This is a genomic window from Litorivicinus lipolyticus (genome assembly GCF_009650135.1).
Classification (GTDB): domain Bacteria; phylum Pseudomonadota; class Gammaproteobacteria; order Pseudomonadales; family Litorivicinaceae; genus Litorivicinus; species Litorivicinus lipolyticus.
This window is the reverse complement of the sequence record NZ_CP045871.1, coordinates 2,156,241-2,170,000: the sequence shown is the minus strand read 5'-3', so window position 1 is coordinate 2,170,000 and position 13,760 is coordinate 2,156,241. Positions and strand designations below refer to the sequence as shown.

Below are 13,760 nucleotides of genomic sequence, written 5' to 3'. Positions count from 1 at the left end.
CTTGTAGGCAGAGATCTTAGGTAAATCCGGGATCTTGTTAATGCCGAGAAGCGATGACGAGTCTCTACGGAGATGAAGTCGTTGATGCCATGCTTCCAGGAAAAGCTTCTAAGCTTCAGGTAATTAGAAATCGTACCCGAAACCGACACAGGTGGTCAGGTAGAGAATACCAAGGCGCTTGAGAGAACTTGGGTGAAGGAACTAGGCAAAATGGTACCGTAACTTCGGGAGAAGGTACGCCGGCTTTGGTGATGGGACTTGCTCCCTAAGCTGAGGCCGGTCGAAGTGACCAGGTGGCTGCGACTGTTTATTAAAAACACAGCACTCTGCAAACACGAAAGTGGACGTATAGGGTGTGACACCTGCCCGGTGCCGGAAGGTTAATTGATGGGGTTAGCGTAAGCGAAGCTCTTGATCGAAGCCCCGGTAAACGGCGGCCGTAACTATAACGGTCCTAAGGTAGCGAAATTCCTTGTCGGGTAAGTTCCGACCTGCACGAATGGTGTAACGATGGCCACGCTGTCTCCACCCAAGACTCAGTGAAATTGAAATCGCAGTTAAGATGCTGTGTATCCGCGGCTAGACGGAAAGACCCCGTGAACCTTTACTACAGCTTCGCGCTGGACTCTGAATTTGTTTGTGTAGGATAGCTGGGAGGCTATGAAACCGGGACGCTAGTTTCGGTGGAGCCAACCTTGAAATACCAGCCTGGCAAATTTGGGGTTCTAACCTCGTACCGTTATCCGGTACAGGGACAGCGCGTGGTGGGTAGTTTGACTGGGGCGGTCTCCTCCCAAAGAGTAACGGAGGAGCGCGAAGGTACCCTCGGAACGGTCGGAAATCGTTCCATGAGCGCAAGGGTAGAAGGGTGCTTGACTGTGAGACTGACAAGTCGAACAGGTACGAAAGTAGGTCCTAGTGATCCGGTGGTTCTGTATGGAAGGGCCATCGCTCAACGGATAAAAGGTACTCCGGGGATAACAGGCTGATACCGCCCAAGAGTTCACATCGACGGCGGTGTTTGGCACCTCGATGTCGGCTCATCACATCCTGGGGCTGAAGCCGGTCCCAAGGGTATGGCTGTTCGCCATTTAAAGTGGTACGCGAGCTGGGTTTAGAACGTCGTGAGACAGTTCGGTCCCTATCTGCCGTGGACGTTTTGAGAATTGAGAAGAGCTGCTCCTAGTACGAGAGGACCGGAGTGGACGAACCTCTGGTGTTCCGGTTGTCACGCCAGTGGCATTGCCGGGTAGCTAAGTTCGGACGGGATAACCGCTGAAAGCATCTAAGCGGGAAGCCTCCTTCAAGATGAGTTCTCACACCCCTTAGGGGGTCTAAAGGGCCGTCGTAGACTACGACGTTGATAGGCTGGGTGTGTAAGCGTTGTGAGGCGTTGAGCTAACCAGTACTAATTGCCCGTGTGGCTTGACCATACAACACCGAAGCAGACCGTTGAATGCCAATTGGCTTGGACTGTTCTTGAGTTAACTCTAGATGACGCGTATTTCGGGGATGAGTGAAAGCTCATTGCCCAAAGTTTGCTTGGCGACCATAGCGGTCTGGACCCACCCGATCCCATCCCGAACTCGGAAGTGAAACAGATTAGCGCCGATGGTAGTGTGGGGTCTCCCCATGTGAGAGTAGGTCATCGCCAGGCTTTTAATGCAAAGGTCCGATCCCCACGTCGTGGGGGTCGGGCCTTTTTTTATGCCTGCTCGATGGGCTACTCGAACGTGAGAGTAGGGTGAGCCGGGCCGCTCTCGGCCATCCATGGCCTCCGCGGCATTTCCCACATCCTGTGGGTCAGCCGCTCCGCGGGCGCCGGGCTTTTAGTGCCACCCCATGTTGTGGGGGCGCGCCGTTTTTCAATGCCGAAGCCCCGGCGTTTCTTTGACCACTACACCCGGTAGCGTTCAACTGCGTCGCCGCACCACTCGATTCCGGCGCCTAAGGCGTCACCTGTTATTGCGTAACCATTCTCGATCTGTAATGGCGACTTCAAAATCGGATTCCACCAGTCCGCGTATTCCAGCCAGTGCGCAGTCGGCGTGCATTCAAGCATTCGAGCGCTGATTTCGGGCCATAGATGGTTGGACACACGCAACTGCTTGGCCTCGGCCATCGCCGCGGCATTGAGCCAACCGCTGACGCCGCCAATCTTCATGATGTCTGGCATCAGCAGGTCGGTTGAACCGGCGTCTAACGCATGTTGCAGATCCTGGATGCCCCACCAGTTTTCACCGGCCTGAATGGGCATACTGGCGTTTGTGCGAATATGAGCGAGCGATTGATAGTCGTGGGCCAGTGACGGCTCTTCCACCCATTCAAGGCCCTCGTCCGCCAGTGCGGACAGCCGCGCGATAGCCTCAGCCGGCCCTAATGACTGGTTGTAATCGACCATGATGCTGACGTTTTCACCAACGGCGGCGCGCATGGCTTGAACGACGGCCAGGTCCTCCGCCACTGTGGCGTATCCAATTTTCGCTTTGACTCCGGTAAAGCCTTGTTGGACGAACGCCTCGGCCGCATTAGCCGAACCGATGACACCGTCGAAGCCGACACCGCCGTAGGCCGCGATGGGTTTTTGGCTGCCGCCAAGCAGTTCAGTCAAGGACTGATGAGTGCGCCGTGCCAGCAAGTCCCACAGGGCCATATCGATGCCGGCAATCGCCATGCCGACCAATCCTTGGGTGCCCAGTAAACGGTGTTTACTGTTCAAAAAGGCGAATATGTCTTTGGGCGCGGCTGTTTTTCCGCGGATCAATTCGCCCAACCCCAGCACCAGATCGCCGGTCGGTTTTAAAGCCCCAGGCGTGTAAGTAAACAAAATCGAATGGCCGGTTGCGCCGCACGCGGAGGTTGCGTCGATCAGCAACAACGGGCAGGCACTGATCGTACCACTGGCGGTTTTATGCGGGTGCGTCATCGGCACGCTGACGGCGGTGACCTGGATCGAAGCGATAGTGGTGGTTGTCATGAGGGCGGATGTCTTATTAGGTTTTTTGTCACCCTAAATTGGTCAGACCAATTTGGCAAATTCTGCGCCTGTCAGTCCCCGATGTGACGCCCGCTAACCGTCGGTTAGCAGGCGGTGACGGACTAGCTAGTCAGCAGGGCAATGCCGCGTTTGACCCGGACGCGCACGGAGCCGGTGGTTTCGCGCTCCAAGGCTTCGCCCAAGGTGGTCAGGGCGCCCGCTTTGAAGCGATCATGTTGGGCCGCGACCATGGCCAGTCCATAGTTCGCCCAGGCACGAACTAGCTTGCGGTTTGATGCCAATAACGGCATCACAAAACTGTTAACCGCGTCGGCCTTGTCGGCCGCGATCACCAATTTCGGCAGTATTTGTAAAGCGTGAAGCTGCGCATCCCAGGCTGACAGCATCGTTAAGTGACCGATCAAGGCGCTGCTGTCGGCGCCACTCAACACGGCGTCGTCGGCGGCCAGGTGTTGCAGCAGCAACCAACTGGCTGCGGACTGGGTTTTCGGATCCGCGCACGCAGCGACTAGCGTGGTCGCCCACCCCTCGCTGTTGCCCATGGATCGGTTCAGCGCGTGCATCGGTGCGGTCGCGCGTCGGTTCCATTGGGCCAGTTGCTCGGTCAGTGTCAGGGTGTCGGTCATGCGTGTCGTCCTCGGTTTGGGGCGCGAGTATACGCCCTAAACGGACTCAGGTCGCCGCGGTCTCGCGCAGGTCCCGGGTTAGCGTCGACATCAGCAAACACACCACGACCGGCAATACAGCCGCGGCCAAAAAAGCCTCCATCAGATGAGTCGGTGGTTGTCCGGGCAGCGGGAAATACACTAGCCCGGCGACCAAGCCCGTGGCGGACGCCATCAGCGCAGCTCGAGTTGAGTGGCGGCGCGAGTACAGCCCGTAGAAAACCGGGAACGCGATCGCGCAGCAGATCAAGTCAGCCAGCAAAAACAAATACAGCACGCTCAAGCCTTGGGCGGCGACCCATGCCGCCGGCAGACTCAGAGCAATCACGACCGCGCCGCCGACCCGCGGGTTCGGTGTCAGGCTGGTCAATCCGGTGATGGCCGAGTCAGCACTGCTCATGAACAGCAATACCCCTAGCGGAATCAGCATGGCGGATAACCACAGCGGGCTGCCGGTGGTGACGACATTAAACAGCGCGGTTGAAGGATCACCGGCGCCGCCGGTGGCGACAAACAGCAATCCAAAACCGCCAAAAGCCAACACAATCGGCGCTGCGATGGCGGCGCTGATGATCAGTGCTCGGCGAAGCTGGCCGTTGCTGGACGCGGTTTCAGCACGTTGCCACTGGCCTTGATGGAACAGGTTGGTTAAGGCCACAGCAATGAAAAACGTGATGCCGGCTTGGAGGCCGGTGCTGGAGGTCAGGTCGAACTGGGCGTAGTCCACCTTGGGCGCAGGTAGCGACTGAATTAGGCTGAATCCGGCGAACAGCACCGCCACAATCAGCGGGGCTGCGATCCAGGCTTGGATGCGATCGGTAAACATAGAAACGCGCAGACCGCCCGGTAGGCTGTACGCCAGGGTAGCAACAATAACCGCTGTGGCCGTCCAAGCCAGCGGGATGGGCGCGAAAATTTGCACCAGTTTAGCGACCGCGGTGAGGCCGGCGGTCAGGCTGATGATGAGGTAAAACGCGATCGCAGCGGCTGCGGCATAAACCATGCTTTTGCCATAGCGCTGTGACACGTAGCCGAACACCCCATTGCCGGCGTCGCTGTGTGCGAATAGGCGTGGCGCGATTATCGCCATCAGCAGCAGCGGTGCGGCGACGCCAAGGGCGTAGCCAATGATCGCCCCGACGCCACCCCAGGTAGCCGCTTCTGGCGGGCCAAATAGGATCCAAGCCCCCAATGCGGTCGCCAATAGGGTCGACACTAGTTGCAGCGTCGAGCCCGTCAGTGTGGTCGTTGCACGGGCGCGGTACCAAAACCCAGCCAGTGCGGTGCCGCCGGCAATCATAGAAATAATGAGCAGGGCGGTGGGGGTCGAAATTAGTGGCATGAGTGTGACTCCGTAAAGTGATGAACCGGGCCGTGCCCGCTGCCGACCTTGAGTTGGTGGGCCTGTTCGATGGTGGCGTGGATGTAGCGCTTGGCGTTGGTGCAGGCCAGCGCCGGCGACTGGCCATGGCCGAGGTTGGTGGCGATAGTCGCCGCCAGCGTGCAGCCGGTACCATGGGTGTTGCGGGTAAGGATGCGAGGGGCTTGCAGCCAGTCAATGCCGTCGGCGGTTGCTAGGCAGTCGTGGCTAAATTGGCCGTCCAGGTGGCCGCCCTTTAGCAGTACCGAGTTGGCGCCCATGGTGCGCAGCGCAGTCGCCTGAATCTCCATTTCGGTTTCTGTCTGGGCCGGGGCGCATCCGAGCAAGAACGCCGCCTCGGGCAGATTCGGTGTCAGCAGCGTCGCCTGGGGTATTAACTGGGTGATGAGGCTATCGACGCCACTCGGATCCAGTAGCGAAGCGCCGCCTTTGGCGATCATCACGGGATCGACAACGACGGGAGTTGTCGCCGCCCGTTCGATCAAAATAGTGGTAATCGCGCGGGTGATGTCTGCATTGACCAGCATGCCAATTTTGACTGCGTCAGTGGAAATGTCGTCGAAGACGGCATTCGCCTGTTCAACGATAAAGTCGACAGGGGGCAGGTAAACCGCCCGCACGCCCTGGGTGTTTTGCGCAGTCAAGGCGGTGATTACCGACATCGCATAGCCACCGTTGGCACTGATCGCCTTGATGTCCGCTTGGATACCGGCGCCGCCCGAGGGATCGGATCCGGCGATGCTAAGAATGTTAGGAATCATAGGCGCTCCGCAGATCTTGGGCGGCGCGGCAGGGGTCTGGGGCGCTGCAAATAGCCGAAATAACGGCGATTCCGCCGACGCCGGTGCCGGCGATTGTGCCGGCGTTGGTGTCGTTGATGCCGCCAATGGCGATGTGCGCGATGGGGCAGGCTTGGACCAGCGCGGCCAAGCCATCCAGACCGGTCGGTGCGGCGTGATCAGGCTTTGACGTGGTGGCGTATACCGGGCCCAGGCCGGCGTAGTCGACCACGCGCGGATCGACTGCGCGTAGCTGACTCAAATGATTAATTGAAAGGCCAATAATTCGGTCATCGCCCAGTCGTGCTCGAGCCTGGTCCGCCGGCATGTCCTGTTGGCCGACGTGGACACCGTCGGCGTTCAATGCGACTGCGGCTTCGACGTCATTGTTAACAATCAAAGGCACAGCGGCGGCCCGCAGCAGCGGTTGCAGTTGGCGTCCAACCTTGATGCGGTGCTCGGTCGAGGTGTTCTTCATGCGCAGCTGGACCATGCTGACGCCGCCGCGGATTGCCGCTTCGACGGTGTCGAGTAACCCCAGTCCGTTGGCCGGTTGGCTCCCGACCACCAGGCACAGTTTGAGCTGATCGGAGAGGCCGCTCATCCCCGTGTCACCCACGGCGCTAGCTGGTCATCGCCGATAAGTGCCAAACCGTCCAAAAATGCCGCGTGAAATGATCCGGGCCCGGCCGCGCGCGATTGCGCCCAGTCGCCGGCAGCAGCGAAATGGGCGGCCGCCGAGACTGCCGCATCAAAGGGCGTGGTAATGGCCGCGTAAGCGGCGGTCAGCGACCCCAGCGAGCAGCCCATGGCGGTTACGCGCGGCATCCAGTGGCTGCCCCCGCTGATATCCGCGCACTGGGTTCCGTCGGTCACATGATCGACCTCACCGGTGACCATCACGATAGCGCCGGTTTGATTGGCCAGCATCCGCGCGGCGTGCTTTGCATCCTTGACTGAATCGCCACTGTCGACACCGCGGCCGGCGGATTGGGTGCCGTTTAAGGCCATAATTTCCGAGGCGTTGCCTTTGATAATGGCCGGTTTCAGTGCAACCAGTTCAGCGCAGGCGTCGCGCCGGTAGGCCGAGATGAAATGGGCCACGGGGTCCAGCACCCAGGGCAGATCCTGTGCGTTTGCGGCGCGGGCTGACGCACGCATGGCGTCAAGCCACGGCGTCGACAGCGTACCGATATTGATCGATAGGGCGCCGCAGATGGGCGTGAACTCGGCGGCTTCCTCGGTCGCATGAACCATGGCCGGGGAGGCGCCGGCGGCCAATAAGGTGTTGGCGGAAAACTGCATGGCTACATAGTTGGTTATACAGTGAACAAGGGGTGAAGTAGTACGAAGGGTATGTAGCGTGTTTGCATCAGTCATGACATCTCCAATCGGCGCACGAGAGGGGACAAATCAGATTGACTTGCGACCTCCCTACGCCAGCATTATCTGGTTCAGGTTCAAAGGGTACGTCTCAGCCTTTCGGCGCCCCTGGCTTGGCAGAATCTAGTGCTCAGGGCGCCGCGATGCAACTGCCAAAAACGAATGAATGAGCCGGGCAACGTTGACGGTGGGGCCGGTCACTCGGGCATCGGATCTGTCGTTGGTCTGAAACACTTGTTTCGCCCCCTCGCTCCAATGACCGTTGACGCGAGCATTAATGGGCAGTTTCATAGATCATGAGAAACTAGCATTTGAAGGAAGCTCACTGTGAATGAGCCTGCGACTGTTTTGGTCATCGATGACGACCCCAGCATCTGTGAAAGTCTGCGGCGACTGTTTGATGGGCGCTACCAAGTGCGCATCGCCGATCACGGTGAAGCGGGGTTGGTGGCGGCGCAGTCCCCGCCGTACCCGGACGTTATTTTGCTGGACGTGCGTATGCCTGACATGAGTGGCTACGAGGTGTTCAAGGCGCTCAACGGACGTCCTCGGGTGTCGAAAATCCCGGTTATTTTCATTACCGGCGCCGGTGCAGTGAAGGATGAAGAAAAGGCCTTGGAAATGGGTGCGGCTGACTACATTGCCAAGCCCTTGCGGCCCTCTTTAGTGCGCGCTCGCGTCGACGCTCAGGTCGAGCTAAAACAGGCGCGCGAGCGACTCGAAGATGAAAACGTTCGGTTGGAATCCGTTATCCGTGCGCGTATGCGCGAGAACGAAACCATGCAGTCGGCGACCATTGCGGCGCTGGCCAGCTTGGCCGAAGTGCGCGACGGCGACACGGGGCATCACATTGCCCGCACCCAAGCCTATGTGCGCTTGCTGGCGGACTACTTGAAACATTTGCCGCGGGATCGCGACGAATTGACCGAATGCAATATTGAGTTAATGGTTAAATCCGCTCCCCTGCACGACATCGGCAAGGTCGGCATCCCTGACCAGGTGCTGTTGAAACCGGGGGCGTTGGATGCGGCACAGTGGCTGACCATGCGTCATCACGCTGCGATGGGCGCCGAAGCATTGGAACGCGCCGAGCGTCAGGTCAACGCACGCCTGCCGTTTTTGCACTATGCCAAGCAAATCGCCCGCTGGCATCACGAACGTTGGGATGGCACGGGTTATCCGGATGGATTGGCCGGCGATGTGATTCCGTTGTGCGCGCGTTTAATGGCGGTAGCCGATGTGTTCGACGCCTTGATTAGTGTCCGAGTGTACAAACCCGCGATGAGTTTCAAGGCGGCCCGTGAAATCATGATAGAGGGCCGTGGCACTCACTTCGATCCGGTCGTATTGGACGCTTTTTTGGACCAGTTTGACGCGGTATGTGCGATCGCTCGGGCACAGACGGATAGGGATTTAGGCCAAACTGTAAGCGCAACGCACGCCGCCCCAATGGCGGCCGTTAATCAAAACCGGACACGATAAGTCGGTCAAAACTTCGCCGGTGTCGCGTCGATAGGTCAGGATCATGTGGTCGCGTTGGTGTGAACCTGCGGTTTTGCCGACACGGTCTTCGAATATGCGCTTGGTTCGATTGCCCGCCAGGTCTTTTTTCGGGTCGCCGGTTAAGGGTTGGCAGAACCTGTCATTGTGTGTCGGCACATAGCCCTGCGGGTCGATGGCAATCATGTAAATCAACCAGTCATTGTCATCCAGCGCCGCTTCTTGAATGGGCGGCAGTATCTGGTCACACAGGCTGTCAAAACCGGTCGAAAAGCGCACCGGATCGGTGCCCGCGACGCGCCGATATTCAGGGCTGAACAAGGCACTTTCGGTAATGTGGCCGTCGCGGACGGCAGCTTCAAAGGCCAGGCCGACTTGTGTGGCGACCGCGTTGCAAATAACCGCGGCCTCGCGGTGCATCGGGTGTGAAAAGCCCTGGCAGGTCGAGAACACTTCTAGGCTATTGCGCATAAATCCGGATTGTGAGGTCAGCGTGGCCGATAGCTCATTAAGCTGTTCGGCTAACTCGCGGTTTTGCTCGTTCAGGTCTGATATCTGGCCGACGCTGTCGGCCGCGGCGGTGACCCCGAGTGACTGTTCGTTACTGGCGACGCGGATCGCTTGTACCGACTCGTTAAACGCCGAAATCTGGCTGAACACTGATCCCATCACGCCTTGCACGTCGGTCACTTCGCGCAGCCCTTGCTCGGTTGCTTCGGTGACACCGGATAGCAGCTTGCGCACCCCTTTGGCTTGTTCGGAGGCGCGCCCGGCGAGGGCGCCGACTTCTTGGGCGACGACGCTAAAGCCACGCCCGGCTTCGCCTGCACGTGCGGCTTCAACCGCAGCATTAAGAGCCAATAGATTGGTTTGGAATGCGATTTGGTCGATGGCCTCTAGGATCGAGCCGGTCTTGGCGACCTGAGCCTTTACGTTCTCCATTTGCTCCAAGGTTTTGCCCAGCGCGGTTTGGCCATGGTTGGCTTGAACGGTCAGTTCGCCGGATTGCTCGACCAGCCGCTCAGAGGCTTCTAGGTTGCCGCGGATCGTGCTTTCAAGTTCACGTGTGGCGCCGGCAGTTTCTTCCAGCTGGGCGGCGGCGGTCTGGGTGCGCGTGGTCAAATTGTCGGCACGTCGAGCCAGGTCTGCCGCGCTGCCCTCAACATTGGTGGCGGAATCAAGTGACTGGCGCAGCGCTTCATTTAGCGTGGCGACGGCGGCTGCCAAGGCACGCCCAAGGTCGCCCTTGAGTTGGTTGGGAAAGTCCAACTGGCATTGGGCGATGGCGTTAAAGGCCTGAACCACACGCGAACGACCCTCGGTGTTTTGTAGCGTAATGACAAAATGCTCACCGTCGACCTCGATAAAGCCTTTTTGTGTGTCGTTTAAGTGCACGCAAGTGCCGGCGCGTAACTGAGCGGGTTCGATGAAAGCGTTGCCCGGTGTTAGCGGTTGGTTGCTGTCAACGATGCGACCTTGTGCATCGACCATGACAACGGGGCACTTAATAGCAGAGAGTACAGACACAACTTGTCCTTAGACGGGCGGCAAACACCGGTCTAAAGGTAGCGGCGAGGACACCTCGATCTTTAGGGTTTTTCTAGCTCGATGTTATCAATCAAGCGGGCTTTGCCCAGGTAAGCGGCGACCAGAATCACCAAATCTCGGTCGGCCAGCCCGGCCGACGACAGCGCGTGGGCACAACGCACCTCAACGTAGTCGACCCGAAAGCCGTTGCCGGTCAAGGCGTCGGTGACATCGCGTTGAATGGCCGCAAAATCGGTTGCGCCGTCCAGGATACGTTGGCGGGCGCCGGTTAAGCACCGGAATAGTGCGGGTGCGACTGCGCGCTCCGACTCGGTCAGGTAGGCATTGCGGCTGCTGAGGGCCAAGCCATCGTCAGCGCGACCGGTCGGTACACCGACGATGTTCAGCGGCATCAGCAAGTCTTGGACCATCTGGCGGATGACCGCCAGCTGTTGAAAGTCTTTGCGGCCAAAAAATGCATGGTCTGGCTGGACGATGTTGAACAGTTTCGAGACCACCGTGGCGACGCCTGCGAAATGCCCTGGTCGCGCCGCACCGCATAAAATGTTGGCCAGTGACGGCACGTCGACCTGTGTGTTAACGCCGTTGGGGTACATCTCGCGCACGGTCGGTGCGAATAAATAGTCGGCGCCTTCGGCGCTTAGTTTGGCGTTGTCGTCGTCCAACGTGCGTGGGTAGGCATCAAAATCTTCGTTTGGCCCGAATTGCATGGGGTTGACGAAAATAGACGCCACCGTGATGTCGCAGGCCGCTTTGCTGGCGCGGATCAGGTCCATGTGCCCGGCGTGCAGGCTGCCCATGGTCGGCACAAAGCCGATCGACTGAGTGCGGCTACGATGGCTATTGAGCCGCTCGCGCAGCGCTTGAATTGAGGTGACGATCTCGGTCATCGGGATTAGTCCAGAAATTGATGCTCGGGGGCTGGGAAGTTACCGCGGGCGACATCGTCGGCATAGGCATTAAGTGCCGCCAGTGGGGCGCCCGGGTAGACTTTGACAAAGCGCGCGAGGCGGTGCGGGTTAAACCCGAGCATGTCATGCAGCACCAGGATCTGACCGTCCGTGTCAGCGCCAGCGCCGATGCCGATGACCGGCACATCAATGGCCTCGGTGACCTGTTTGGCCAGGTCACTGGGTACACACTCAAGCAGCACCAAGTCCGCACCGGCCTCGGTCAGCGCGCGAGCGGCGCTGAGCGTCGCAGTACGTGTCGCCTGATCGCGGCCCTGGACTTTATAGCCACCAAAGCGGTGCACAAATTGCGGTGTCAGGCCCAAATGTACACAGACCGGTACGCCGGCCGCATTCAGCGCGTTGATCACCGGCACCAAGCGCTCATCGCCTTCGATCTTGACCATTTCGGCACCGGCTTGCATCAACACTTCGGCTGCGGCCAGTGCGCGCTCGACGGTGGCCGCCTGCATAAACGGCACGTCGCTCATCAGCAAGCACGAGTGGTTTCCACGGGCCACGCATTGGGTGTGATAGGCCATCTCGTCCAGGGTCACTGCGACGGTCGAGTCACGGCCTTGCAGCACCATGCCCAGTGAGTCGCCGACTAAAATGACCTGGACATCGGATTCGCTGACCCAGTGGCCAAAGGTGGCGTCGTAGGCGGTCACGCAACTGAATTTTTCGGCGCCTTTAAGCGCGCGCAGCGTGGCGATCGTAGTGCGTTTCATGGCGAATACCATCCTTTGGCTTCGATTGTACGAACCGCGTCGCTGGGGCCGCTGGGATAGGCAAGCGCGCAGGTCATGCGCGGATCAATGTCCCCCAGCGGGCGCAACACAAATTCGCGGTCCTGCATGTGCGGGTGTGGCAGGGTCAGTGTAGGGCTGTGGTGATCCACGTCCATCATCAATATGTCGATATCGAGGGTGCGTGGTCCCCAGTGAACGCGGCGCTGGCGCAAATGGGCGGCTTCGATGGATTGGCAAAGTGCCAGCAGTTCAAGCGGTTCTAGCGACGTGCGTATGACCGCACAGATATTCAGAAAATCGTCTTGTTCGACGCCGCCCACGGGGTCTGTTTCATACAGCGCTGAAACATCTAGCAGGCGGCACTGGGGGTGGCTGCCCAGGGTAGCCAGGGCGTCGCTGAGGTGGCCACGGCGATCGCCCAGGTTAGAGCCTAGGCTGAGCCAAGCGAGGCCCATGGCCTCGATCTCTCTCACTTGCGATATTGGCGTCGGCGTTTGCGCGGGCGCTCTTCGCGGGTGTGTATTTCGCGTTCGGGTTTGACGTCGGGGTTTTCGACTTGGAAGTCCGTCCACCAGCGGCCCAGACCCGGGTCGATTTCTTGGGACTGTTCGCGCAGCAGCAAAAAGTCGTAGGCGGCGCGGAAGCGCGGGTTGCGCAGCAACGACAGGGCGCGCCGGGTTTGGGTGTTCGGCAGGCGTAACTGCATCTCCCAAATTTCCCGGGTGACCTGGGCGAATCGGCGCGGGATGGCAACGGTGGTGGCGTTAGCATCAACGGTAATCGCGCCGGCTTTGGCCATGGCTTCGGTCGGTTCCATGCCGCTTTGCAGGTATTGCTTAAAGCGCTGATGCGCCGCCGGCCACAGCAAACAGGCGTATAGAAAAGCCGGGTTGACCGTGCGCCCGCTTTGGATTCGGGCGTCGGTATTTTCCAGCGCCTGTTCGATCAGGTCCCAGTAGGTGCTGTCTTGCTGGGCTTCGAGTATTGCGCTGGCTTCGGGGAACATGGTTTGGAACAGGCCAAATTCCCACAGTAGCTCAAAGGTATCGGCGCCGTGACCCGCTTGCAGCAGTTTCAGGACTTCGTCGAATAGGCGTGAGCTACTGACTTCGCTGAGTAGGTGACCGTGGTCGATAATCGGCAGCTCGGTTTTTTCGTCAATGGTGAGCGGCAATTTACCCATGAATCGTATCGCGCGCAGCATCCGAACCGGGTCTTCGCGGTAGCGCGTTTCGGGGTCGCCAATAATGCGTAAGCGTTTGGCTTTGACGTCTTCCCAGGCGCCGACAAAGTCGTACACGCTGCGGTCTTTGTGGTTGTAATACAGGGCATTCAATGTGAAATCGCGGCGCTTGGCGTCTTCTTCGACACTGCCCCATATGTTGTCTCGGGTCAGCATGCCGGCTTCGTTTTGAATGGCGTCGCTGCCCTTGTGGCCTTCGTGGCCGGCGCGAAAGGTGGTGACCTCAAACACTTCCGGGCCGACGCGAACGTGGACAATTTGAAAGCGTCGTCCAACGATGCGGGCGCGACGAAATATATCGGTCACCTGTTCGGGGGTCGCGTTGGTGGCGATGTCGAAGTCTTTCGGGATTTTGCCCAGCAAAAAATCGCGCACGCCACCGCCGACCAAATAGGCGTCGTACCCTGCGGTGTTGAGTTGTTCCATGATGCTGATAGCGCCGGAATTCAGTCGGTGCTCTTCAATGCCGTGGACGGAAGGTGGTATTACGGTTGCGCTAATGGGGTGGTCCTACCTGTTGGTTTTGAGCAGTCTACTTGGGTTCGAGCGGATGACCAAATT

12 protein-coding genes, 2 rRNA genes and 1 riboswitch (1 of these 15 only partly in view) are annotated in these 13,760 nt (G+C 59.0%); of the genes, 3 read left to right on the top strand and 11 right to left on the bottom strand.

Translation table 11 applies throughout. The features are described 5' to 3' along the window. Together GH975_RS11095 and rrf are read left to right on the top strand one after the other, a co-directional pair. Positions 1 to 1,433: ribosomal RNA gene (locus GH975_RS11095) — 23S ribosomal RNA — on the top strand; it begins 1,448 nt to the left of the window's first position. Between the two features lie 108 nt (positions 1,434 to 1,541). Beyond that, a 5S ribosomal RNA gene (rrf, locus tag GH975_RS11090) occupies positions 1,542 to 1,657 on the top strand. A gap of 240 nt (positions 1,658 to 1,897) precedes the next feature. Here rrf and GH975_RS11085 read toward each other — a convergent pair. The 6 genes from GH975_RS11085 to thiM all read right to left on the bottom strand — a co-directional run bounded on the left by GH975_RS11085 (position 1,898) and on the right by thiM (position 7,203). After that, complete coding sequence (locus GH975_RS11085; protein WP_153714581.1) at positions 1,898 to 2,977, bottom strand: enolase C-terminal domain-like protein; 1,080 nt, start codon at positions 2,975 to 2,977, stop codon at positions 1,898 to 1,900. A 122-nt stretch (positions 2,978 to 3,099) separates the two neighbouring features. Beyond that, positions 3,100 to 3,624: a hypothetical protein gene (locus GH975_RS11080; RefSeq protein WP_153714580.1), complete on the bottom strand. Its 525-nt coding sequence runs from the start codon at positions 3,622 to 3,624 to the stop codon at positions 3,100 to 3,102. Positions 3,625 to 3,670: 46 nt separating this feature from the next. Continuing rightward, positions 3,671 to 5,005, bottom strand: coding sequence for a sodium:solute symporter family transporter (locus GH975_RS11075; RefSeq protein ID WP_153714579.1), 1,335 nt, complete (start codon positions 5,003 to 5,005; stop codon positions 3,671 to 3,673). Beyond that, positions 4,996 to 5,805 (bottom strand): bifunctional hydroxymethylpyrimidine kinase/phosphomethylpyrimidine kinase, encoded by an 810-nt coding sequence (thiD, locus tag GH975_RS11070; protein ID WP_153714578.1) that lies wholly within the window; start codon positions 5,803 to 5,805, stop codon positions 4,996 to 4,998. Before thiD ends, GH975_RS11075 begins: the two co-directional genes overlap by 10 nt. Next, positions 5,795 to 6,427 carry a thiamine phosphate synthase gene (thiE, locus tag GH975_RS11065; RefSeq protein WP_153714577.1) on the bottom strand — a complete coding sequence of 211 codons (633 nt, stop codon included), beginning with the start codon at positions 6,425 to 6,427 and terminating at the stop codon, positions 5,795 to 5,797. Before thiE ends, thiD begins: the two co-directional genes overlap by 11 nt. Further along, positions 6,424 to 7,203, bottom strand: a complete 780-nt coding sequence (gene thiM, locus GH975_RS11060; RefSeq protein WP_153714576.1) for a hydroxyethylthiazole kinase — start codon at positions 7,201 to 7,203, stop codon at positions 6,424 to 6,426. The genes thiE and thiM overlap by 4 nt, the downstream gene beginning before the upstream one ends. Before the next feature lie 34 nt (positions 7,204 to 7,237). Then, positions 7,238 to 7,326, bottom strand: a riboswitch (TPP riboswitch). Positions 7,327 to 7,533: 207 nt separating this feature from the next. Here thiM and GH975_RS11055 point away from each other — a divergent pair. Continuing rightward, the gene (locus GH975_RS11055; RefSeq protein ID WP_153714575.1) at positions 7,534 to 8,688 is read left to right on the top strand and encodes an HD domain-containing phosphohydrolase; all 1,155 of its coding nucleotides are present in this window, start codon (positions 7,534 to 7,536) and stop codon (positions 8,686 to 8,688) included. Here GH975_RS11055 and GH975_RS11050 read toward each other — a convergent pair. The 5 genes from GH975_RS11050 to pcnB form a co-directional block, all read right to left on the bottom strand. Beyond that, on the bottom strand, positions 8,620 to 10,233 hold the full coding sequence (locus GH975_RS11050) for a methyl-accepting chemotaxis protein (protein WP_153714574.1): 1,614 nt from the start codon (positions 10,231 to 10,233) through the stop codon (positions 8,620 to 8,622). The two genes, GH975_RS11055 and GH975_RS11050, sit on opposite strands and share 69 nt — an antisense overlap. Positions 10,234 to 10,295: 62 nt before the next feature. Next, the gene (gene panC / locus GH975_RS11045) at positions 10,296 to 11,144 is read right to left on the bottom strand and encodes a pantoate--beta-alanine ligase (RefSeq protein WP_153714573.1); all 849 of its coding nucleotides are present in this window, start codon (positions 11,142 to 11,144) and stop codon (positions 10,296 to 10,298) included. 5 nt (positions 11,145 to 11,149) lie between these two features. Further along, positions 11,150 to 11,935 carry a 3-methyl-2-oxobutanoate hydroxymethyltransferase gene (gene panB, locus GH975_RS11040; RefSeq protein WP_153714572.1) on the bottom strand — a complete coding sequence of 262 codons (786 nt, stop codon included), beginning with the start codon at positions 11,933 to 11,935 and terminating at the stop codon, positions 11,150 to 11,152. After that, entirely contained in the window at positions 11,932 to 12,411 is a 480-nt protein-coding gene (gene folK / locus GH975_RS11035) for a 2-amino-4-hydroxy-6-hydroxymethyldihydropteridine diphosphokinase (RefSeq protein ID WP_153714571.1), read from the bottom strand. Before folK ends, panB begins: the two co-directional genes overlap by 4 nt. Before the next feature lie 14 nt (positions 12,412 to 12,425). Continuing rightward, complete coding sequence (pcnB, locus tag GH975_RS11030) at positions 12,426 to 13,685, bottom strand: polynucleotide adenylyltransferase PcnB (protein ID WP_246164798.1); 1,260 nt, start codon at positions 13,683 to 13,685, stop codon at positions 12,426 to 12,428. Positions 13,686 to 13,760 lie beyond the last annotated feature (75 nt).